Raw genomic sequence first — 21,244 nt, 5'->3', positions numbered from 1 at the left:
GCGCCGACCCTCGACGCTGCCACCGGGACGGGGCGGCCGCCTCCGCCGGAAGGAGCACTCACACCCGCGCCTCACCGGGCGTTCAACGGGCATGACCACCACCTTGGAGTTCCTCCCCGTCCCCGCCCCGGTGCTCGAGCGCATCCGGGCCACCGGCCGTGACGCCTTCGGCAACGCGGCGACGCCGCAGACGCGCGAGGCCGGCCTGCCCCTGCGCTGCTGCCTGCGGCTGTCCCGCGACGGCGAGCGCGTGCTGCTGGTCGCGCACCGTCCGTCCGAGCTGGGTGGCCCCTACGCCGAAGTCGGGCCGGTGTTCGTCCACGCCGAGGCGTGCGAGGGCTACCGGACACCCCACACGTTCCCCGCCGAGTTCCGCGACCGGCGTGCGGTCCTGCGCGCCTATGGCGCCGACGGGATGATGCTCGACGGCGTGCTGGCCGAGCCCGGGCAGAGCGAGCACCTGGTGGGCGAGCTCCTGGCCGACCCGCAGGTGGACCAGGTGCACGTGCGCAACGTCGTCGCCGGCTGCTGGAACTTCACCGTCCGCCGCGCCTCCGCCTGAGCGCCCGGCCGCCCCGCCGGCGCCCGCGGCGCACCCGCCGGGGCCCGCGGCGCACCCGCCGGGGCCCGCGGCGCACCCGCCGGACAAACCGGACATCGTGCCCCCTACGCTTCGGCGCACCACGGTGCCCCGGGCAGGTGGCCGGAAGGCCAAGCCGCACAGCCGCTTTCGCGGGCTGCACCGACGGCGCGCAGACCCGAGCGAGAGCAACGGCGCCCGCGCCCCGCCCGCCCGGCGCCGGTGACCCCGGAGCCAGAACTCGTGGAGACTCCCCGTGCTCGGCCACTCCCACGCGCTGTCCGGCCTCGCCGCCGGCGCCGCCACGCTGCCCTTCGCCCCCGTGCACACGGCCGCCCAGCAGACCGCGTGGGTCGCGGCGTGGGGAGGCTTCGCGATGCTGCCCGACCTCGACCAGCGCGGCGCGACGATCGGCCGGATGTGGGGCGGGTTCACCGAGGCCCTCGCGGGCGGCATCGCCACGGTCTCACGGGGCCACCGCAACGGCACCCACGACGCCATCATCGCGCCGGTCGTCTTCGGCGCCATCGCCTGGCTCGCCGGCCAGCACCCCGTGAGCTCGTTCGCGATGCTGGCATTCGCGATCGGGCTGGCGCTGCGGGCCTGCAACTTCGTCATCCCCGGCCGGGCCGAGAACACCGTCATGGGGAACCTCGCCATGTCCGGCCTCGGCGCGTGGTGGATCACCGCGTCCGGCCACTACACGCACATGTCAGCGCCCTGGCTGCCGGTCGCGGTGGCCGGCGGCGTGCTGGTGCACATCGCCGGGGACTGGCTCACCGTCGGCGGCATCCCGGTGCCGTTCACCTGGTTCGGCGGTCACGCCCAGCGCGTCGCCGGGCGCTTCTTCAAGACCGGATCGCCGGCGGAGCACTTCCTCGCGGCCCCGGCGTTCCTGGTCGCCACCGTCTACACCCTCTACCGCAACACCGGCGTGTATGCCGCCACCGCCTCCCTGCGCGCAGCAATCCGCGCGCTCGGGTGAGCCCGCGGCGCACGAGCACGGCACCGGCCCGCGCCACGGCAGGGTGGGCGCGGGCCGGGAGCCGGGGGCTCAGACGGATCGGCGTGCGGAGCGCAGCACCGCGAGGGAGAGCAGGAGCAGCAGGCCCTCCACCCCGAGGCTGATCAGGCCGAGCGGCTCGGACCAGTTGCCCCGGTCGTCGGTGTAGGCCGGCAGGCCGGGGCCGCGTGAGAGCACGTAGCCGACGAGCGGGCCGAGGGCGACGCCGACGGCCACGAACCACCCGGTGACCCGCTGGCGGCCCGGGGCGAAGAGCAGGGCGGCGGCGACGAGGACCGCGACCAGCTCCAGGACGTAGTAGCCGATGCCCACGTAGGTGGGGGTCTTGGAGCCGGGGAAGCCGCCCTGGTCGGTGACGTGGATCCAGCCGACCCCCAGCGAGAGGGCGGCGCCGGCGAGGCGCAGGGGCAGGGAGGCCGCCGCACCGGTGGCGGTGACCTCCGGCGTGGTGGTCTGGGCATGGGGTCGGACGTCGGTCTGCGGCGTCTGGCTCGACATGAGACAAGCTCCTTCCGGGTGGTCAGGTCAACCACCGTGCCGCCGCTTTCTCGGACGAACCTCGGAAGGCCTACGGCCGCTCCCCCGCGTGCGCGGGCGACCCGAACCGGGCGACGCAGTGCCACACCCGCTTGAGCGTCTGCGGGTCGTAGCGCCCCGCCGCGACCGCCTTCCCGACCACCCACCCGTCCAGGACCCCGTCCCGCGCGATGGCCACGCCCGCCTCGACGACCTCCGGGCCGCGGTAATCCGGGTGGCGCTGCAGCTCGGCCACGGTCAGGCGCCAGCCGGGGTGCCACTCCACCGGGCAGGGCAGCGCCCGTGCCTGCGCCTCGACAGCGGTGCCCCGGTAGCAGGGGTCGAGCACCAGCGCCTCGACGTCGCGGTCGAGCCGGACCGGACCGTGCACCTGGGCCTCGACGTAGTCGTCGAGCAGCTCCGGCTCCCCCGGCCTGGCCCGCGCCAGCAGCCCCGCTCGCCTGGCCACACCGAAGTGGGTCGGCTCGAAGACGCTGTCGGGGTGGCAGAACGTCGAGCGCGCCAGCGCCTGCGCGGTGAGCCGCACGTGCGCCGAGCCGAAGCGCGGCGCCGCGCCGCCGGGCCGTCGCCACAGGTTCAGCGCGCCGTAGACCGGGCGCTCGGCCGGGTGGGCGCCGTCGTACGCGCCCCCGAAGATCCGGCTCTCCCAGCGCCAGCGGTCGCCGCCGGGGTGGGCCGTGAGCCCACCGTTGCTCGTCCCGGTGACGAACTGCGAGTGGTAGCAACCGTCCTCGCCCATCGCAACCAGGATCGGCCGGCCCGACGTCACCCGGTCCGGGTGGAAGTTCAGCGTCACCCGCAGGTCGCCGTCGACGGGCGGGCCTGAGGACAACGCCGCGACGTGGTCCAGGGCCCGCGCCTGCGCCGGGGTGTCAGCCACGGTCGGCCCGTCCGAGGATCGGGGTCTGCTCGACGACGTAGAAGCCGGCGAGCACGGCATACAGGAGCAGCATGAGCGGCGCGGAGACGAGGCCGACCAGCACGATCAGGGGGTAGACGAGCGTGCCCAGCCCGAAGCGGCGCACGGCGCGGCGGCCGGTGGCCGGGTCGACCGGCTCGTGCATCAGCTGGTGGCGCACCAGGTGCGCGAGGATCACGGTGAAGCTCACGGCCATGCCCTCCATGGAGATGCCGTACAGGAGCACCGCCACCCGCGCGTCCGCGCCGCCCTCGCGCAGGTAGGCGGCGAGCGTCGACGTGGTGAACGGGATCGTCGTGACGAACAGCAGCAGCACCAGGTTGACGAACAGCAGCACCCGGTCGACGCGGGCCACGAGCGCCATGAGGGCGTGGTGGTTGACCCAGATGATCCCGATGATGAAGAAGCTGACGGCGTAGGCCGCGAACGAGGGCCACTCCGAGACGAGCTGGTGCGCCAGCGACGACCCGGCCTCCGGCGAGGCGTGCAGGTCCAGCACGAGCAGCGTGATGGCGACCGCCATGACCCCGTCGCTGAATGCCTCCAGCCGACCTGTGCCCATCCCAGCCCTCCCGTCGCGGCGGCGCGTGCGGTGGCGCCGGCAGCCAGTCTGCCCGGAGGCGGCCGGCCACGGCCTCTGAGAAGGTTCTGAGAAACCACCGGCACCATCCGGCGGACCGTCTGCGACAAGGAGCTTGTGCGTGTTCGACACCGTGTTCGGCCTGCCTGTCCACCCGCTCGTGGTGCACGCCACCGTCGTCCTGGTGCCCGCTGCCGCCGTGGCCGTCGCCCTGGCCGCGCTCTGGCCGGCGTTCCGGCGGCGGGCCGGTGTCGTGCCCCTGGCGCTGAGCCTCGTGGCCCTGGTGCTCGTGCCGCTGAGCACGCAGTCCGGCGAGGCCCTCGAGCGCCGGGTCGACCACTCCGCCACGCTCGAGCGGCACACCGAGCTCGCCGACGGGCTGCTGCCGTGGGTGGCCCTGCTCGTGGTGGCCGCCGCCGCGCTGTACTGGCACCACCGCCGCAGCGCGGGCAGCAACACCGTGCCGCGGCTGCTGGTCGTGGCCGGCATCGCCCTGGGTCTGGTCGGCGCCGCCGGCACGACGTTCCAGGTCATCCGGATCGGGCACACCGGCGCCGAGGCTGCGTGGTCCGACGTGGCCAAGGCGGCGCCCCGGACCGGTGGCGACGAGGGCAAGTAGGCCCCCGTCGTGACACGCTGACCTCGTGAGCGGCACCGACCCCAGCGTGCTCGTCGTCGAGGACGACGACGAGCTCGGCGGCCTGCTCGAGCGGCTGCTGCGCAGCGAGGGGTATGCCGTACAGCGGGTGCGCGACGGCCAGGGCGGGCTGCACGCCCTGCTCACCTCCGAGTTCGACGTCGCGATCCTGGACCGCGGGCTGCCCGACGGGGACGGCCTGGACACCCTCGAACGGCTGCGCCGCGTCGGCAACCGGACCCCGGTGCTGGTGCTGACCGCTTACGGCACCGTGCATGACCGCGTGGCCGGGCTGGATGCCGGCGCCGAGGACTACGTGGTCAAGCCGGTCGAGGCCGAGGAGCTGCTTGCCCGGCTGCGCGCGCTGCGCCGGCGTCACCAGGAGTCCGCCGACCTGGTCCCGCTGGGTCAGGGGTGGCTGGACGTCGAGGGGTGCGCGGCCCGGCGCCCCGACGGCACCGTGGTCCCGCTGTCCCGCACCGAGCGCGACCTGCTCGCCGCGCTGGCCTCCCGGCCGACGCGGGTGTTCAGCCGCGAGGAGCTGCGCGAGCGGGCGTTCGCGGACGCGGAGAGCTCGGGAGCCGTGGACACGTACGTCTACTACCTGCGCAAGAAGCTCGGCACGGCGGTCGTGCGCACCGTGCGGTCCGTGGGCTACCGCGCCGGGGAGATCGAGTGACCGCGACGACCGGTCGGGCGCGGACGCCGTGACCCGCGGGTGGCCCGCCCTGCGCGCCGCACCCGGGGACGACCCGGCCCTGGCCCGCGCCCGCAGGCAGGTGGCGGCGATGGTGGCAGGGGCCGTGCTCCTCGGCGTCCTGCTGGCCAGCGCGGTGACCTGGGTCGCGGTCGTGCGCTCCCGCGACGTGGCGGCGGACCAGGCGCTGGCCAGTGCCGCGGCGCACGCCGACGACGCCCAGGACCCGCCCCCGGACGTCTGGCTGTTCATCCGCGAGCCCTCCGGCGAGCTCAAGTCCACGCCCGGCGCCCCCGAGGGCCTGCCGCTGGCCACGGTCATGGACCGGGTCGGCCCCGGTCACCCGGACCAGCGGGAGGTCTCGATCGGCGGCACCGAGATGCTCGTGCGCACCGTGTCCCGCGGGGGCGCGGTGGTGCAGGCGGTCGAGGACCTCAGCGGGCGCGAGGCCGAGCGCCACCGCCTGGCGGGCGCACTGCTGCTCGCCCTCGTCGTCGGGGTGGGCCTGGCCCTGGTGTCCGGTACGGCATTGGCGCGGTGGGCCACCCGGCCCCTGGCCGACGCCCTCGCCCGTCAGCGACGCTTCGTCGCCGACGCCAGCCACGAGCTGCGCACACCGCTGTCCCGCCTGGCCATGCGGGCCGAGCTGCTCACCCGCGAGCTCGCCTCCGGGCCGGCCGGGCCGCGCGAGGACGCCGAGCAGCTCCTCGGCGACGCGCGCACCATGGCCGAGGTGCTCAACGACCTGCTCCTGTCGGCGCAGCTGCGCGCGCACCCCGGCGGCGGGGTCGACATCGACGTGGCCTCCCTGGTCCAGGACGTGGTGGCCGCCGACGAGCTCCGCGCCGAGCGCGGTGGCATCGCGCTGAGTGCCGCAACCGGGGCGGGCGCCGCCGCGCCGGCCGTCGTGCACGGCAGCCCGCCGGCGCTGCGGCGGGCCGTGTCGGCCCTGGTGGACAACGCCCTGGCGCACACCCCGCCCGGAGGCAGCGTCCGGGTGCAGGTCTCGGTGGTTCACGACCGCGTCGTCCTCGAGGTGTCCGACACGGGCGAGGGGCTGGACCCCGAACGGATCGAGGAGCTGATGCAGCCGTTCAGCCGCGGGCACGACGACCGGCGACGGTTCGGGCTGGGCCTGGCGCTGGTGCGCGAGGTGCTCGAGGCACACGGGGGCACGCTGTCCGCGCGCGGGGCCCCCGGCGTCGGCGCGACCTGGACGGTCAGGCTCCCGGCGAGCCACCGGGGACGACACACAGCTGGTTCCCCTCCGGGTCGCTGACCACCGTCCACCGCTGCTCGTCCCGCACGTGCCGGCCGCCGAGCTGCCCGAGCTGCCGAACGAGGTCCGGACCCCCGGAGACGTCGACGTGCAGCCGGTTGCCCGGCGGGTCCAGCGCCTCCACCGGGGTCACCCACACCTGGGGGTGTCCCTCGCCGTGCAACAGCACCGACTCCAGGTGGCCCAGTGAGCGGGAGGCCAGCTTGTCCGCGTCCTCCTCCACCGGCTGCAGGCCGAGCGCCGCGGACCAGAACGGCGCCATGACGTAGGGGTCGTGGCAGAAGACGACGATCGAGTGCAGCCCGCTCATGTGCCCGACGGTAGCGGCCGGCCCGTCCATCCACCGGGCCCTGCGTCCGCATGTCGAGAACCTCCAGCGCACAGGAATAGCCGGGTGGGGTCGGCGTCGTTGACCAGACCATGCGCCCCGTCGGTCAGCCCCGCTTCCCCCGCGTCGTCGACGACGTCACCGTCCGCCTCATTGCCGGCGTCGTGCTGGTCCTGGGCCTGGTCGCCCTGGCCGCCCACCAGTGGTGGCTCTACGCCGTGCTGGCCGTCGACTTCATCCTGCGCGCCGCGCTCGGCCCGCAGGCCAGTCCCGTCGCCCGGTTCGTGCAGGCCGTGGTCCGGCCGCGCGTGCGCGCCGCGAGGCGCCCGACCGCCGGCCCGCCGAAGCGGTTCGCCGCCACCATCGGCGCGGTGATGACCACCGCCGCCTCAGTGCTGTGGCTGACCGGGACCGCCGCGCCCGTGGTCGTCGCGATCGGCGTCGTGATGGTCGTCTTCCCGGCGCTGGAGTCGCTGCTCGGCTTCTGCGTCGGCTGCGTGCTCTTCGGCGGCCTGATGAAGCTCGGTGTCGTGCCCGAGGAGATCTGCCTCGAGTGCGCGGACATCAGCCTGCGCCGCACCGCGACGACGTCCTCCTGAGCGGTCCGACCGCAGCAGGGGGGCCAGCGCCAGCAGCGCCAGCATGCCTCCCTCGGAACCGGGTGCGTCCGGCCGGGCGGTCACGTCAACCCCGCCAGATCAGGACGACGGCCCGGTCGTCGGTCTCGCCGGCCCGGGCCGTGGCGCAGATGCGGTCCGCTCCCCCGGTGAACCCGTGCGAGACCAGCTGCTCGGCGGTGCCGAGCATCCGGTCGATGCCGACGGTCAGGTCCCGGGTGCGCGTCTCGATCACCCCGTCGGTGTAGAGCAGGAGCGCGTCGCCGCGCTCGAGCCGTCCACCGCTGCGGGGAAAGGACGTGCTGTCCATGACCCCGAGCAGCGGCCCGCCGGGGTCGTCCATCAGCTGCCAGCGCCCCGACCCGGCGGAGAACTTCGCCGCCGGGGGGTGCCCGGCGCCGCCCACGCAGAAGTCGCCGGTCTCCAGGTCGAGGGCGACGTGGATCGCCGTGGCGAAGCCCTCACTCCAGTCCTGACGCAGCAGGTAGCTGTTGGCCGCCGGGAGGAAGTCCTCCGGCGGCATGGCGCCGAGCAGACCGCCGAGCGCGCCCGAGAGCAGCAGCGCCTTGGTGCCGGCGTTGACACCCTTGCCCGAGACGTCGACGAGCGTCACCTCGAGCCGGCTGCCGTCGTGGGAGCGGTTGGCGACGATGAAGTCGCCGGAGAACGCGTGCCCGTACGCCGACTCCAGGGCGGTCTCGGCGTGCCAGGGGTGCGGCAGGTCGGGCAGCTCGCCGTGGGCTCGTAGCCGGTCGCGCAGGTCGACCAGCATCGACTCGCCGAGCGTGCCCTGCACCCCGAGCCGGGCGCGGGACTGGGCCAGCCACAGCATCGAGGCAGCGACGACGACCAGCACCACCCCGGAACCGGCGTACGAGCTCTTGGTGGCCGCGACCTCCCACCCGGACCACGCGAAACCCAGCACGATCGCGCCGTAGACCACCGCGACCCAGCGGGGAGTCAGGAAGAGACCGGCGAGCACCGCGATCGGCGCGAAGACCGCCCACGGCACACCGACGGGGAACTGCACCAGGGCCCAGGTGACCAGCCCGGTCGCCGCGATGAGCGCGAAGCCGGTCGCGACGGTCAGCCAACGGCTGAGGTGCGAGAACCGCCGGGCCAGGCGGGCCAGCGCGGTACGGCGGTGGCGGCGGCGCACGAGTGTCTCGACCTGCGTCGTCACAGGGGAAACCTAGTCAGGTCCGAGCGCACCTGGGTCACCTTTACCCATTCATGGCGCGTCTCTGGCCTGCGGATGACCGGGCTCAGCCTTCGGAGGCCGTGGTGGGCGGCAGCTCGCCCTTGTGCTCGTAGCGCCAGATCATCGCCAGCCGCCGCTTGTGCCGCTCGTCGCCGCTGAAGTGGGTGGTGAGGAAGACCTCGACCATCTCCTTGGCTTCCTCGACGGTGTTGATCCGCGCCCCGATCGAGATCACCTGCGCGTTGTTGTGCTCGCGGGCCAGGCGCGCGGTCTCGACGCTGTGGGCCAGGGCAGCGCGGATGTCGCGGACCTTGTTGGCCGCCATCTGCTCTCCGTTGCCGGAGCCGCCCAGGACGACGCCGAAGGACCCGTGCTCACCCGCCACGCCCTCCGCCGCGCGCAGCACCGCCACGGGGTAGTCGTCGTCGGCGTCGTAGTAGTCCGGGCCGTGGTCGACGACGTCGTAGCCCTTCGACTGCAGGAAGGTCACGAGCTCGCACTTGAGCTCGTATGCCGCGTGGTCGCCGCCGATGTGAACGCGCATCTCTGGGGGCTCCTTGGGTCGGGGGTAGGGACGGTCAGTCGAAGATGGGGCCGACGGTGCGGGTGCGCTTCAGCTCGAAGAAGCCGGGCGTGCCCGCGACGAGGAGACAACCGTCCCAGAGCCGGCCGGCCGCGTCACCCTTCGGGGCGGGGGAGACGACGGGACCGAAGAACGCCACGCCGTCGACGGCGATGACCGGGGTGCCGACCTCGTCGCCGACGAGGCCGATGCCACGCTCGTGGCTGGCCCGCAGCTCCTCGTCGACGTCGGGCAGTGTGGCGAAGCGGGCGAGGTCCTCGGGCAGGCCGACCTCGGCCAGCGCCGGCGCGAGGACCTTGGTGTAGTCCTTCTCCCCGCCGAGGTGGATGCGGGTGCCCATCGCGTCATACAGGGGCTTGATGACCTTGTCGCCGTGCTCACGGGCGGCAGCGATGATGACGCGGACCGGGCCCCAGGCGCGGTCCATCATCTCGCGGTAGGCCTCGGGCAGGTCTCGGCCCTCGTTGAGCACGGCCAGGCTCATCACCGACCAGGTCACGTCGACCTCGCGGACCTGCTCGACCTCCAGCAGCCAGCGGGAGGTCATCCACGCCCACGGGCAGATCGGGTCGAACCACATCTCGGCCTGGGTGCGTGTCGCGTGAGTCACGAGGGCCATCCTGCCAGCCGCGGCCGGCCTGTCGTATTCGGGTGACCTTGCGCACGCCCCGTGCGAGGATGACCCGACCCAAGCCCTTTCCCGTAGGAGCAGACACCCGTGCCCGGAAAGAACCTCACCCGTGACGAGGCGCGCGACCGCGCAGCCCTCCTGTCCGTCGCGGCCTACGACGTCGCCCTGGACCTGACCACCGGTCCGACGAACTTCCGCACCCGCACGACCGTGACCTTCGAGGCCACGACCCCGGGCGCCGAGACGTTCATCGACCTCATCGCGGCCTCGGTCCAGGAGATCACCCTCAACGGCGAGTCCCTCGACCCGGCCACCCACTTCGACGGCGTGCGCGTGCGCGTCCCGAACGTGCAGGCCAGCAACGTGCTGACGATCGACGCCACGGGCGTCTACATGAACACCGGCGAGGGCCTGCACCGCTTCGTCGACCCGGTCGACGACGAGGTCTACCTCTACACCCAGTTCGAGGTCGCCGACTCGCGCCGGATGTACGCCGTGTTCGAGCAGCCCGACCTGAAGGCCACCTACGCCTTCACGGTCACCGCCCCGGCGCACTGGCAGGTCGTGTCCAACTCCCCCACCCCGGAGCCGACCCCGGCCGGGGAGTTCCAGGACGAGGCCGGCGCCGCCGTCGCCAAGGCGACCTGGGCCTTCTCCCCCACGCCGCGCATCTCCTCCTACATCACCGCGCTCATCGCCGGCCCCTACGACGTGGTCCGTGACGAGGTGCAGACGCGCAAGGGCGTCGTCCCGATGGGCGTGTTCTGCCGCAAGTCGCTGACCCCGCACCTGGACGCCGAGAACGTCTTCGACTGCACCAAGCGCGGGTTCGCGTTCTTCGAGAACGAGTTCGACTGCGAGTACCCGTTCGAGAAGTACGACCAGGTCTTCACGCCCGAGTACAACATGGGCGCGATGGAGAACGCCGGCGCCGTCACGTTCAACGAGATCTACGTCTTCCGCGCCAAGGTCACCGAGGCGATCATCGAGCGCCGCGCCCTGACGATCCTGCACGAGCTGGCGCACATGTGGTTCGGCAACCTCGTCACGATGCAGTGGTGGGACGACCTGTGGCTCAACGAGTCCTTCGCCGAGTGGGCCTCCACCACCTGCCAGGCCGAGGCGACCCAGTGGGAGACCGCCTGGACCACGTTCGGCACCGCCGAGAAGGCGTGGGCCTACCGCCAGGACCAGCTCTCCTCGACCCACCCGATCGTCGCCGACATCCGCGACCTGGCCGACGTCGAGGTCAACTTCGACGGCATCACCTACGCCAAGGGCGCCTCGGTGCTCAAGCAGCTGGTGGCCTACGTCGGGCGCGAGCCGTTCGTGGCCGGCCTGCGCAGCTACTTCGCCAAGCACGCCTGGGGCAACACCCAGCTGGCCGACCTGCTCGGCGAGCTGGAGCAGACCTCCGGGCGCGACCTGTCCACCTGGTCCAAGCTGTGGCTGGAGACCGCAGGCGTCAACACGCTGACCCCCGAGGTGTCCGTCGACGAGGGCGGCGTCTACACCGCGGCGGCCATCCGCCAGAGCGCCGCCGCCGACTTCGCCACGCTGCGCCCCCACCGCCTGGCCGTGGGCCTCTACGAGGTGCAGGGCGAGGAGCTGGTCCGGGTGGCCCGCCACGAGCTCGACGTCGACGGCGAGCTCACCGAGCTGCCGATGCTCGTCGGCCAGAAGCAGCCCGACCTGCTCCTGGTCAACGACGACGACCTGGCCTACGCCAAGATCCGCCTCGACGAGCGCTCCCTGGCCACCGCCATCGCCCACCCGCGTGGCTTCGCCAGCAGCCTGCCGCGCGCGCTGGTGCTCGGCGCCGCGTGGGACATGACCCGCGACGCGGAGATGTCCGGCCGCGACTTCATCGACATGGTCCTGGCGGCCCTGCCCGGCGAGACCGACTCCACACTGCTGCGGGTCCTGCTCCAGCAGATGACCACCACCGCGACGCTGTATGTCGCGCCGCAGCACCGTGCGGAGGTCGCCGCCGGGGTGGTCAACCGCCTGCGCAGCCTCCTCGAGGCGGCCGAGCCGGGCAGCGACGCCCAGCTCCAGCTCGCCACGGCCTACGCGTCCTTCGCGCAGGCCGAGGCGGATGTGGCCTTCGTGCGCGGCCTCTACGAGGGCAGCGCGAGCATCGCCGGCCTCGCCGTCGACACCGAGATGCGCTGGACCCTGCTCACCTCCCTGGCGGCGGCCGACGCCGCCACCGAGGCCGAGGTCGAGGCCGAACGCACCCGCGACAACACGGCCACCGGCCGCGAGCGGGCGGCCAAGGCCCTGGCCTCGATCCCCCGCGCTGAGCTCAAGGCCGACGCGTGGCGCCAGGCGGTCCTCGAGGACGGCCTGCCCAACCAGATGGTCGAGTCGATCGGCCTCGGCTTCGCCAAGGCCCACGACCCGGCCGTGCTCGCACCGTTCGTGGAGCAGTACCACGCGATGCTGCTCGACGTCTGGGGCTCGCGCACCCACGCCATCGCCGAGGCGATCATCGAGACGTTCTACCCGCACGTCCTCGCCAACGCCGAGCTGCACGACGCCACGCAGGCCTGGCTCGACGCCCACGCCGACGCGGCACCGGCTTTGCGCCGTCTCGTGGCGGAGAACCGCGACGCGATCGCGCGGGCGCTGCGCGCCCAGGAGCGCGACGCGCGCGCCTGAGCCACCCGGCATACGACAGGAGGGGCGGGGACCGACGCGGTCCCCGCCCCTCCTGCTGTCGGTGCGGGCCTCAGCGCTGGGCGACGCAGCGGGCCAGGCGCCGGGCCCAGCGGGAGGCCATGAGGTCCTCCAGCAGCACCGGCTTGCCGTTGCCGTCGGCCAGCGGGAGCCGCCAGTTGGGGTACTCCTCGTCGGTGCCGGGCTGGTTCATCGCGCGGCGGTCGCCGGTCATGTCCGGCACGGCGACCCCGATCAGCCGCGCGGGCGTCCACGACAGGAACCGGTGCAGCGCCTCGATGACCTCGTGCTGGCTGCCACCCTCGCGCAGCAGGCCCCGCTCGCGCAGCACCTGCAGCACCTCCTCGCGGGCGGCCTCGTCTGCGGCACGCTCCTCCTCCACCGGCCGGGTGAGCAGGCCCAGGCTCTCGCGCAGGTCGATGTGCTCCCCGGCGAGGTAGCCGGCGGTCGGCGGCAGGTCGTGCGTGGTGACGGTGGCCAGGCACAGCTCGCGGTAGCGCTCGGCGGGCAGGGGCGCCCCACCCTCGTCCTTCTCGAACCACAGGATCGAGGTGCCGAGGATGCCGCGCTCCTTGAGGTAGTCCCGGGCCCAGGGCTCGACGACGCCGAGGTCCTCCCCCACGACCAGCGCACCGGCCCGGTGCGCCTCCAGCGCGAGGATGCCCACCAGCGCCTCGTGGTCGTAGCGCACGTAGGTGCCCTCGCTGGGGGCCTTGCCGGCCGGGACCCACCACAGCCGGAAGAGCCCGATCACGTGGTCGACGCGGATGCCACCCGCGTGCCGCAGCACGGTGCGGAGCATGTCGCGGTAGGGCGCGTAGGCCAGCTCCTCGAGCCGGTCCGGGCGCCAGGGCGGCTGGCTCCAGTCCTGGCCCATCTGGTTGTACTGGTCCGGCGGCGCGCCGACGGTGACGTCCCGGGCGAGGGCGTCAGCCAGCCCCCACGCGTCCGCGCCCTCGGGGTGGACGCCCACGGCCAGGTCGTGCACCACGCCCAGGGCCATCCCGGCCTCCCGCGCGTCGTGCTGCACCTGGTCGAGCTGCTGGTCGACGACCCACTGCAGCCAGCAGTGGAACTGCACGTCCTCGGCGATGTCGTGGTGCATCCGGGCCACGCCCTCGCCGCGCGGGTCGTGCAGCTCCTCGGGCCACCGGGTCCAGGGCAGGCCGAGCTTGTCGGCCAGGGCGCACCAGGTGGCGAAGTCGACCAGCCCCTGGCCCTCGCGCTCGCAGAAGGCCACGAAGGCCCGCTCGCGGCGGGCCGAGCGGGGCTGGTGGAAGACGTGCCGCAACGCGACCAGCTTGTGCTCCCAGGCGGCGTCCCGGTCGATGACGTCGGACTCGTTGAGCGCCCGGGCGTCGTCGCCGTGCCACTCCAGGAACTGCCGCTCCGCCGCCGACATGTAGGCGACCTCGGGGATGTCCTCGACGCGGATGTAGATCGGGTTGACGAACCGGCGGGTGGTGGGCAGGTAGGGCGAGGGCTCCATCGGGGGCACCGGCTCGGCCGCATGCAGCGGGTTGACCAGGACGAAGTCGGCGCCGAGGTCGGCTGCGGCCCACGCGGCCATGTCGCCGAGGTCACCGAGGTCCCCGACGCCCCAGGACCGCCGGGACCGCACGGAGTACAGCTGGGTCATCAGGCCCCAGGCGCGCTGGTCCTCCGCGAGCGCGGGGGGCAGCGTGAGCCGGGCCGGGGTGACGACCACCGGCGTGGTGACGGTGCCGCCCTCGAGGCGGGCGTGCAGCGTGTGCCAGCCCAGCGGCAGGTCCCCGGGCAGCTCGAACGTGGCTTCCCCCACGGCCCGCCCGTCGACCGGCCGCGGCTCAACCCAGCGGTCGACCTGCCGCACCTCGCGACGGCCCCCGCCTTCGAGGGTGATCCACACCTGGACCAACGCCCCGTCGTCGAGGTGGACCGGCACCCACGGCGTCCAGCCCTGCCGGCACACCACGACCGGCGGCAGCACCTGCCGCCAGGACCGCAGCTCGACCGCCTCCAGCGCCGCCCGCGCCCGGTCCGCGGTCGAGGCGTCGACACCCAGCGCGGCCAGGACCGTGACGATGGTCGGCTCGCTGACGACCACGTGGTTGCCCTGCCAGTCCCAGTACTCCGTGGCGACGCCGTGGGCGCGCGCCAACTCGCTCAGCTCCGGCGACGGTGCGGGAGTGCTCACGGGTCCCCTTCCTGTGAGATGTGTCGCGGGGCCACCACTCTTTCACGAGTGGCGATTCGGCACTCGGCATTCCCCTTCGCAAGGATGGGGCCATGGTGTTGGCGAACGAAATCCTCAAGCAGCTCGACTCCCTGACGTGGAGGGGCTTCTGGGAATGGCTCTCCGGCACACCACTGAAGGTGCTGGTCACGATCCTCGCCGGCCTCGTCGCGCGATGGCTGGTCCACCGCTTCATCGCGCGGCTCCTGCGCAGCGGTGCCGTGAAGACGTCCCCTCGCCCGGACGACGCCGTCCCGCGGCGCAAGGTCAAGGTCCTCGCCCACGCCACGGGCGTCGTGCGCGAGCGCCAGCGCATCGCCACGCTGGGCACGCTGCTGCGCAGCGTCGCCACCGTGCTGATCTTCGTCGTCACCCTGCTGACGGTGATGCAGGAGATCGACATGCCGATCCAGGGTCTGCTGACCTCGGCCGGCGTCACCGGCGTGGCCCTCGCCTTCGGCGCGCAGAGCCTGGTCAAGGACTTCATCACCGGCATCTTCATGATCGCCGAGGACCAGTACGGCGTCGGCGACATCGTCGACACGGGCGAGGTGATCGGCGAGGTCGAGGACGTCACCCTGCGCATCACGCGGGTGCGCGACTTCAACGGGGTCATCTGGTACGTCCGCAACGGCGAGATCATCCGGGTCGGCAACCGCTCGCAGGGCTGGTCCACGGCGCTGGTGGACGTCCCGGTCCCCTACGACGAGGACCTCGACAAGGTCCTCCCGCTGATCCGCGAGGCCGTCCACGGGCTGACCGAGGACGACGCCTGGGCCCGGCGCGTGCTGGCCGAGCCCGAGGTCGTCGGCGTGGAGTCGATGACCGGAGGGGTCGTCACGGTGCGCATCGTCGCCAAGTGCGCGGCGAACGAGAACGTCCCCGTATCGCGCGAGCTGCGCGAGCGGGTCAAGGCCAACCTCGACCGGGCCGGGGTCCGCGCGCCGCAGGTGCTGCCGCCCTACGGCGCAGGCGCCCTGCGTAGCTGAGGTCCTTTGCAGGAACCTGCAACGGCGGCGCGGAACCCCTGCGGTTCCGGGCCGCCGGCGTCGTGATGGTCCACACTCGGGATCTCCCGCCCGGCGGGGGCAACCTTTGTCGAGGTCCAGGGGGTCGCAGGAGCATGAGGGGATCACCACCGGAGGGGTTCGTCGACTTCGTCGTCGCCCGTGGGCCGGCCCTGCACCGCACGGCAGTACTGCTCACCCGCCAGCACGCCTCCGCCGAGGACCTCGTCCAGACCGCCCTGGCCAAGGCCTGGCGGTCCTGGGGGCGCATCGAGGGGGACCGCGAGGCCTATGTCCGCCGGATCATCGTCAACGAGTTCGCCTCCGGCTGGCGGCGGCGCTGGCGGGGTGAGGTCCCCACCGCGGACCTGCCGGAGGCCGCCGGAGCCGGGCACGACGACCAGGTCACGCTGCGCGCGTCCCTGGTGGCCGCCCTCGCGACCCTGCCACCGCGGCAGCGCGCGGTCATCGTGCTGCGCTTCTTCCACGACCTCACCGAGGCCCAGACCGCCGACACGCTTGGCATCACGGTCGGCACGGTGAAGTCCCAGACCGCCAAGGCCCTGGCGTCGCTGCGGGTGTCCGAGCCGCTGCGCGAGCCGGCCGCACCCGTCGACGCCTCGCGGAAGGGGTGGACCCGATGAACCCGACCCTGGACGACCTGCGCGACGTCCTGCAGGACGAGGCCGCCGCGTCACCGACCCCCTCCCCCGACGCCCTCGTCGCCGGCGCCACCGCCCGGGTGCAGGCGGCCCGCCGGCGCCGCGCCGTCCTCGCCGGCGCGGCGGCGGTGCTGGTCCTGGCCGGTGGGGTGCTCGCCGGCACCCACGCCGGACGCAAGAGCTCGGAGCCGGCTCGCACCGGCCCGTTCCGCGTGGTCGAGGCCGGAACTGATTTCCCGGAGTACAGCGCGGGGTTCAAGAGACTGGTCGTCGTGTCCGCGCCTGCACTGGAGCGGCTCCGGGGGACGATCACCGTCCCGACCACGCCCGGGCGGACGCTGAACGTGCGGATGCAGTGCCGCCCCGAGACGATCACGGACTTCGACCAGCGGGTCGGAGCGAAGGTGACCGGCCCCTCCGGTCTGACGGCCAAGCCCCCGTGCGGCTTCACGACCACGGCACTCGAGTCGGGTGTGCTCGGGACCTCCCAGGGCACCAGCACGCCGCTCGACCTGGACGTCTTCGTCAACCATGCCGAGCTCACACCCGGCGCCGGGCCCTCGTTCGCCGGCGCCACCATCACGCTCGGGGTCTACGAGTCCGTGCCGTGGTCGGCCTACCGGCTGCCGCCCCGCCCCGCCGGCCTGGAGAAGAGCCTGGACTACTCGTGGACCGCACCGGCGGACCGCAAGGCCCTCGTCGTGGGGCCGGCTGCCGGCGAGGACCCCAACACGCCGCGGGGAGCGACGATCCTCGGGGACCAGCCGGGGCGCTACGTGACCGTCGAGGGCCGCGGGCCGGGTCGCCTCAAGGTGACCATCAACGGCAAGCCCTTCGACGGGGGCACCCCCGCTGGTCCACTTCGCGACGACGAGGGCTGGCTGGAGTTCTTCGACTTCGTCCACGTCGGCGCCACGATGGAGACGGCGGCCTTCACCCAGGGCGCCGCCCCGTCCGGAAAGCTGCAAATCGTGGTGACGCCCGAGGGGTTCGCGGGCGCGGACTGGCGCGTGGTGGTCGGCAACGAGCCCTGACCGCCGATGCTGCCAGACCGCGGGGTTGCCAGCGACCGCGAGCTGCAGCGCGGGGTGCCGCGCAGATGAACCCGTGGGCAACCATTGACGACAGCCAGGAGGTCAGGGGGCATGAGGGGATCACCACCGGAGGGGGTCGTCGACTTCGTCGTCGCCCGTGGCCCGGCCCCGCACCGCACCGCGGTCCTGCTCATCCGCCAGCACGCCTCCGCCGAGGACCTCGTCCAGACCGCCCTGGCCGAGGCCTGGCGGGCCTGGGGGCGCATCGAAGGCGACCGCCCATGAACGTGGTGGTGACTCCGGAGGGTTTCACCGGCCCGAACTGGCAGGTGGCCGTGACACCTCAGGAGTGAGTCCGTGCCTCCTGAGAGGATGTCTGGCGTGACGACGTTCTACGACCAGGTGGGTGGCCACGAGACGTTCGCCAGGCTGGTGCACGAGTTCTACGCCGGCGTGGCGGCCGACCCCGAGCTGCGAGCGCTCTACCCCGAGGAGGACCTCGCGCCGGCCGAGGAGCGCCTGCGGCTGTTCCTCGAGCAGTACTGGGGCGGCCCGACGACCTACTCCCAGGAGCGGGGCCACCCCCGGCTGCGCATGCGGCACCACCCGTTCAAGGTCACGCCCGCCCAGCGGGACCGGTGGCTGAAGCACATGATGGCGGCCGTGGACGCGCTGCAGCTGGCTCCTGCGGACGAGCTCATCCTGCGTGACTACCTCGACCGCGCCGCCCACTCGCTGGTCAACAGCCTGGAGGACTGAGGTGGAGCCGCAGGGGGCAGACGCCGCAGACACCGCAGGCACCGACCTGGCCGGGTCGGGCGCGGCACCGACACCCGGACGCGATGCCGCCAGCGACTGGGCGGCGATCACCGAGCTCACCGGGGAGCTGTCCTCGCGCACGGCGCGGGTGATCGGGCGGGCGCTGACCGGCCGCGTCGACGCCGGCCGGGTCCGCCTCCTGGGCGAGGACGCCGCGGCCGTCCGGACGTCGATGGCCAGCCTGGAGCCGGCCACCCGACGCTCCGCCTGGAAGCTGTCGCCGGGGTCGGCCGACCCGCGCAGCCTGGTCGTCGACCTCAACAACGCCAGCCGGGCCCGGGGAATCGACCTGAGGCTGGTGCTGGACCTGGTCGCGTTGACCCGCCCGATCGCCGCCGCGGACCAGGCCTCCCGCGACCGCGTGCGCCTGGCCCCGGTCCACGTGCAGATGATGCTGCTGGACGAGCAGCTGGTCGTCGTCGAGGGACCGGTGCTTCGCCCCTTCGGCGGCCCGTCCGGCTGGCTGATGGACGAGCCGGGTATCACCGCTGCCGCCTGCGCCCTGTGGCAGGAGACGTGGGCGCGGTCGGCGCCCCTGCCGGCGGAGGCTCTGGTGATGTCGGACCGTCAGCGCGCAGTGGCCAGCGGACTCATCGACGGGGAGACCGACGCGGCGATCGCGCGCCGGCTGCGGGTGTCCACCCGCACCGTCGCGGCGGAGGTCCGGGTCCTCATGAACGCTGTGGGCGCCAGCAGCCGCTACCAGGCGGCGATGCGCCTGCACCGTCCGTGAGAGTCGCTACGGTGAAGATATGACCTCTGCGATGCGGCCGGAGCCCCGTCCTCGCCGCCACGGGAGGAGTCTGCGCCCATGACCACCGGAGCCAGCGACCGCCGCACCGCTGGCGGCGCCCTCGACCTGCCGGCGCAGTGGGCCGCCATCACCGAGGCCACTGCTCGCCTGCGCCGAACCGCCAGCGGGGTGATCGGCGCCGCGGTCCACAGCGACCTGCAGCCCGTCTCACCGGAGGAGATCACCCTGGGGGAGCTCCAGCTGCTCGGCCGCAACGGCGACGAGGCACGCGAGCGGTTTCCTTTCGTCGAATGCCACGCCACTCGCTCGGTGTGGGCCCTCAGCCCCGATCCGGCAGACCCTCGCGGTCTGCAGGCGGCCGCCACCGAACACAGCCGTGCGCGGGGCCTCGACATGAGGATCGTGCTCGATGTGGAGGCCATCCAGGGTGGCCTGGTGGCTGGTTCCTCGGAGCACCTCGATCGGGTGCTCGTCGCGCCGGTTTCCCTGCACATGATTCTCGTCGACCAGCGAGCGGTGATCTTGGAGGGCCCGCGGCTGGACATGCACGGCACGTCCTGTTGGCTCGTTCCTGAGGACGAAGTGGTCCTGGCCGCCGTGGCACTGTGGGAGGTCACCGTCCGCAACGCGGCGCCGCTCCCCGAGTATGTCGTCCAGCTCACCGAGCGCCAGCGCGCCATCGCCAACCTGCTCCTGCACGGCAAGACCGACGCTTTGATCGCCCGGGAGCTGGAGGTGTCAGTCCGTACCGTCGCCTCGGAGGTGCGGACCCTCATGAACGCCACGGGCGCCAGCACGAGGTACCAGACCGCCATGCGTCTGTTCCAGCGATGATGCATGGAGACCGCGGGACCGACGGCAGCGGCGTCGCGGGACAGCCGGACGACCCCGGGCAGGGCACCAGCCGCCTGCCGCGCGAGTGGGCCGCCATCGCCGAGGCTACGGCCCTCCTGAGGCAGCGGGCGGCCCGGGCCATCGCGGGGCTGCCCCCGACCGCACTCACGCAGCCGGTCGACGCGGGCGAGATCCGGCTCGACCGGCTGCAGATGCTCGGCCGGGACGCGCATGAAGCCCGGGCGCAGATGCTCGCCCTGGAGCGCCTCGCCACCCGCTCGGTGTGGACCTTGTCCCCCGGCGCCGCCGATCCGCGCGGGTTCCAGGCGGCGGCCAATGCGCGGAGCAGCGCCCGAGGCATCGACCTGAAGGTCGTCGTCGACCTGCGAGCCCTCAACGCGCCGGTGGCGGCTGCGCCAGGGCTGGCCGATCTCGTGCTGGTCGCCCCGGTCCACCTTCAGATGATCCTGATCGATGAGCGGGCCGCGGTCCTGCACGGACCCAGGCTCGGCACCACCCCCAGCCCGTCGTGCTGGCTGCACTCCGACCCGCTCGTCATCGAGGCCGCAGTCGACCTGTGGGGCCGGACGGTGCGCAACGCAATCCCGTTGCCCGAGGACGTGATCGTCCTCACCGATCGGCAACGGGCAATCGCCGCCCATCTCCTGCACGGCCTCACCGACGCTGCCATCGCCCGTGAGCTGGGGGTGTCCGTCCGCACCGTCGCCTCGGAGGTCCGGGTGCTCATGGATGCCTCGGGGGCGAGCACCCGCTACCAGACGGCGATGCGCCTCTTCGACCGATGACCGCAGGTACGGTGCCGGGGTGACCCTCAACGGCGCCTGGCCGGAGGTCGCCGAGCGGTCGGCGCACCTGACCCGGTGTGTGGCGGCCGCCGTCGCAGCCGTGACGGCCGACCCCGGGGTCGGCGGGGCGAGGCTGCTCGGCTCCACCGGGGAGGAGGTGCGATCCACCTTCGAGCAGCTGGAGCGGGAGACGCAGCGATCGGTGTGGGCCCTCGCACCTGAGCCCGGCGACCCCCGGACCCTGCACACGGCGGCGGACGAACGCAGCCGTCGGCGGGGCCTCGACCTGCGCACCATCGTCGACGGGAGCGCGACGCAACGGCCCATCGCGGCGCCAGAGGTCCTGCTGCGCCACCAGATTCGGGTGGCACCGGTGCTGCTGCAGATGCTCCTGGTGGACGGGGACCGCATCGTCATTGACGGTCCCCGGATGACCGCCGGGAGCAGATCCGGGTGGCTGGTCTGGGACCCGGCCACGGTGGACGCAGCCCGCAGCCTGTGGCGGACCACCGAGGCTGCGTCCGTGCAGCTTCCCCCCTCCGCCGTGTTCCTCAGCGAGCGTCAGCACCGGATCGCCCAGGGCCTGGTCGACGGGCTCACCGACGGCGCGATGGCGCGGGCCCTGGGCGTCTCGCTCAGGACCGTGGCCTCGGAGGTGCGAATGCTCATGGAAGCGGTGGACGCCCGCAGCCGCTACCAGGCAGGCATGAGGCTGGTCGGCTCCTGACCCTCCGACGCGCGCGAGCCCTGACAGCGGCCCGGTCGGGCACTGGCCCCTCCGCCAGTGCCCGACCGTGCGCCTCCCGCTGGTCTCCCCC

24 protein-coding genes are annotated in these 21,244 nt (G+C 73.4%); 16 read left to right on the top strand and 8 right to left on the bottom strand.

Annotated features, from left to right (window positions below; translation table 11 throughout):
• The first annotated feature begins 91 nt into the window (after positions 1 to 91).
• A complete protein-coding gene (locus tag ACXVGS_RS04050; RefSeq protein ID WP_458536650.1) occupies positions 92 to 562 on the top strand; it encodes a DUF1203 domain-containing protein in 471 nt (156 codons plus the stop codon).
• 274 nt (positions 563 to 836) lie between these two features.
• Entirely contained in the window at positions 837 to 1,565 is a 729-nt protein-coding gene (locus tag ACXVGS_RS04045; RefSeq protein ID WP_458527573.1) for a metal-dependent hydrolase, read from the top strand.
• A gap of 69 nt (positions 1,566 to 1,634) precedes the next feature.
• On the opposite strand, the gene ACXVGS_RS04040 is transcribed toward ACXVGS_RS04045, so the two are convergent.
• The 3 genes from ACXVGS_RS04040 to ACXVGS_RS04030 form a co-directional block, all read right to left on the bottom strand.
• Positions 1,635 to 2,102 (bottom strand): hypothetical protein, encoded by a 468-nt coding sequence (locus ACXVGS_RS04040; RefSeq protein WP_458527572.1) that lies wholly within the window; start codon positions 2,100 to 2,102, stop codon positions 1,635 to 1,637.
• A 70-nt stretch (positions 2,103 to 2,172) separates the two neighbouring features.
• Positions 2,173 to 3,021: a DUF3626 domain-containing protein gene (locus ACXVGS_RS04035; RefSeq protein ID WP_458534273.1), complete on the bottom strand. Its 849-nt coding sequence runs from the start codon at positions 3,019 to 3,021 to the stop codon at positions 2,173 to 2,175.
• Positions 3,014 to 3,622: a TMEM175 family protein gene (locus ACXVGS_RS04030; RefSeq protein WP_458536649.1), complete on the bottom strand. Its 609-nt coding sequence runs from the start codon at positions 3,620 to 3,622 to the stop codon at positions 3,014 to 3,016. Before ACXVGS_RS04030 ends, ACXVGS_RS04035 begins: the two co-directional genes overlap by 8 nt.
• A 139-nt stretch (positions 3,623 to 3,761) precedes the next feature.
• Here ACXVGS_RS04030 and ACXVGS_RS04025 point away from each other — a divergent pair, with 139 nt between their 5' ends.
• From ACXVGS_RS04025 to ACXVGS_RS04015, 3 genes are read left to right on the top strand one after another with little or no spacing between them, the layout of a single operon-like run.
• Positions 3,762 to 4,259 carry a DUF2231 domain-containing protein gene (locus tag ACXVGS_RS04025; protein WP_458527569.1) on the top strand — a complete coding sequence of 166 codons (498 nt, stop codon included), beginning with the start codon at positions 3,762 to 3,764 and terminating at the stop codon, positions 4,257 to 4,259.
• A gap of 25 nt (positions 4,260 to 4,284) precedes the next feature.
• Entirely contained in the window at positions 4,285 to 4,956 is a 672-nt protein-coding gene (locus ACXVGS_RS04020) for a response regulator transcription factor (RefSeq protein WP_458527568.1), read from the top strand.
• Positions 4,957 to 4,984: 28 nt separating this feature from the next.
• Positions 4,985 to 6,253, top strand: coding sequence for a sensor histidine kinase (locus ACXVGS_RS04015; RefSeq protein ID WP_458527567.1), 1,269 nt, complete (start codon positions 4,985 to 4,987; stop codon positions 6,251 to 6,253).
• On the opposite strand, the gene ACXVGS_RS04010 is transcribed toward ACXVGS_RS04015, so the two are convergent.
• Entirely contained in the window at positions 6,195 to 6,563 is a 369-nt protein-coding gene (locus ACXVGS_RS04010) for a VOC family protein (RefSeq protein WP_458527566.1), read from the bottom strand. The two genes, ACXVGS_RS04015 and ACXVGS_RS04010, sit on opposite strands and share 59 nt — an antisense overlap.
• A 110-nt stretch (positions 6,564 to 6,673) precedes the next feature.
• On the opposite strand from ACXVGS_RS04010, the gene ACXVGS_RS04005 reads away from it, so the two are divergent.
• A complete protein-coding gene (locus ACXVGS_RS04005; RefSeq protein WP_458531399.1) occupies positions 6,674 to 7,180 on the top strand; it encodes a DUF4395 domain-containing protein in 507 nt (168 codons plus the stop codon).
• 85 nt (positions 7,181 to 7,265) lie between these two features.
• Here ACXVGS_RS04005 and ACXVGS_RS04000 read toward each other — a convergent pair whose 3' ends face one another.
• From ACXVGS_RS04000 to ACXVGS_RS03990, 3 genes are all read right to left on the bottom strand, one after another.
• Positions 7,266 to 8,381, bottom strand: coding sequence for a PP2C family protein-serine/threonine phosphatase (locus ACXVGS_RS04000; protein ID WP_458527564.1), 1,116 nt, complete (start codon positions 8,379 to 8,381; stop codon positions 7,266 to 7,268).
• 82 nt (positions 8,382 to 8,463) lie between these two features.
• Complete coding sequence (locus tag ACXVGS_RS03995; RefSeq protein ID WP_331112556.1) at positions 8,464 to 8,943, bottom strand: ribose-5-phosphate isomerase; 480 nt, start codon at positions 8,941 to 8,943, stop codon at positions 8,464 to 8,466.
• A gap of 34 nt (positions 8,944 to 8,977) precedes the next feature.
• Complete coding sequence (locus ACXVGS_RS03990) at positions 8,978 to 9,601, bottom strand: mycothiol-dependent nitroreductase Rv2466c family protein (RefSeq protein WP_458536648.1); 624 nt, start codon at positions 9,599 to 9,601, stop codon at positions 8,978 to 8,980.
• Between the two features lie 99 nt (positions 9,602 to 9,700).
• Here ACXVGS_RS03990 and pepN point away from each other — a divergent pair, with 99 nt between their 5' ends.
• A complete protein-coding gene (gene pepN, locus ACXVGS_RS03985; RefSeq protein ID WP_458527562.1) occupies positions 9,701 to 12,277 on the top strand; it encodes an aminopeptidase N in 2,577 nt (858 codons plus the stop codon).
• 70 nt (positions 12,278 to 12,347) lie between these two features.
• Here the strand turns inward: pepN and malQ are convergent, their stop codons facing one another.
• Positions 12,348 to 14,471, bottom strand: coding sequence for a 4-alpha-glucanotransferase (malQ, locus tag ACXVGS_RS03980; RefSeq protein WP_458536647.1), 2,124 nt, complete (start codon positions 14,469 to 14,471; stop codon positions 12,348 to 12,350).
• Positions 14,472 to 14,563: 92 nt separating this feature from the next.
• Between malQ and ACXVGS_RS03975 the strand changes: the two genes are divergently transcribed.
• From ACXVGS_RS03975 to ACXVGS_RS03935, 9 genes are all read left to right on the top strand, one after another.
• Positions 14,564 to 15,499: a mechanosensitive ion channel family protein gene (locus tag ACXVGS_RS03975; protein WP_458536646.1), complete on the top strand. Its 936-nt coding sequence runs from the start codon at positions 14,564 to 14,566 to the stop codon at positions 15,497 to 15,499.
• Positions 15,500 to 15,633: 134 nt separating this feature from the next.
• Complete coding sequence (locus tag ACXVGS_RS03970; protein WP_458527559.1) at positions 15,634 to 16,161, top strand: SigE family RNA polymerase sigma factor; 528 nt, start codon at positions 15,634 to 15,636, stop codon at positions 16,159 to 16,161.
• A complete protein-coding gene (locus ACXVGS_RS03965; protein ID WP_458531395.1) occupies positions 16,158 to 17,213 on the top strand; it encodes a hypothetical protein in 1,056 nt (351 codons plus the stop codon). The genes ACXVGS_RS03970 and ACXVGS_RS03965 overlap by 4 nt, the downstream gene beginning before the upstream one ends.
• A 111-nt stretch (positions 17,214 to 17,324) precedes the next feature.
• Positions 17,325 to 17,498 carry a sigma factor gene (locus ACXVGS_RS03960; protein WP_458527557.1) on the top strand — a complete coding sequence of 58 codons (174 nt, stop codon included), beginning with the start codon at positions 17,325 to 17,327 and terminating at the stop codon, positions 17,496 to 17,498.
• Positions 17,499 to 17,594: 96 nt separating this feature from the next.
• Complete coding sequence (locus ACXVGS_RS03955) at positions 17,595 to 17,972, top strand: globin (RefSeq protein WP_458527556.1); 378 nt, start codon at positions 17,595 to 17,597, stop codon at positions 17,970 to 17,972.
• Position 17,973: 1 nt separating this feature from the next.
• Positions 17,974 to 18,765 (top strand): helix-turn-helix transcriptional regulator, encoded by a 792-nt coding sequence (locus ACXVGS_RS03950; protein WP_458527555.1) that lies wholly within the window; start codon positions 17,974 to 17,976, stop codon positions 18,763 to 18,765.
• A gap of 78 nt (positions 18,766 to 18,843) precedes the next feature.
• Complete coding sequence (locus ACXVGS_RS03945) at positions 18,844 to 19,620, top strand: helix-turn-helix transcriptional regulator (protein WP_458536645.1); 777 nt, start codon at positions 18,844 to 18,846, stop codon at positions 19,618 to 19,620.
• Entirely contained in the window at positions 19,617 to 20,426 is an 810-nt protein-coding gene (locus ACXVGS_RS03940; RefSeq protein ID WP_458527553.1) for a helix-turn-helix transcriptional regulator, read from the top strand. The genes ACXVGS_RS03945 and ACXVGS_RS03940 overlap by 4 nt, the downstream gene beginning before the upstream one ends.
• A gap of 19 nt (positions 20,427 to 20,445) precedes the next feature.
• The gene (locus ACXVGS_RS03935; RefSeq protein ID WP_458536644.1) at positions 20,446 to 21,153 is read left to right on the top strand and encodes a hypothetical protein; all 708 of its coding nucleotides are present in this window, start codon (positions 20,446 to 20,448) and stop codon (positions 21,151 to 21,153) included.
• Positions 21,154 to 21,244: the final 91 nt, after the last annotated feature.

This window comes from Oryzihumus sp., assembly GCF_054325275.1.
This window is presented reverse-complemented; position numbering and strand designations above follow the sequence as displayed.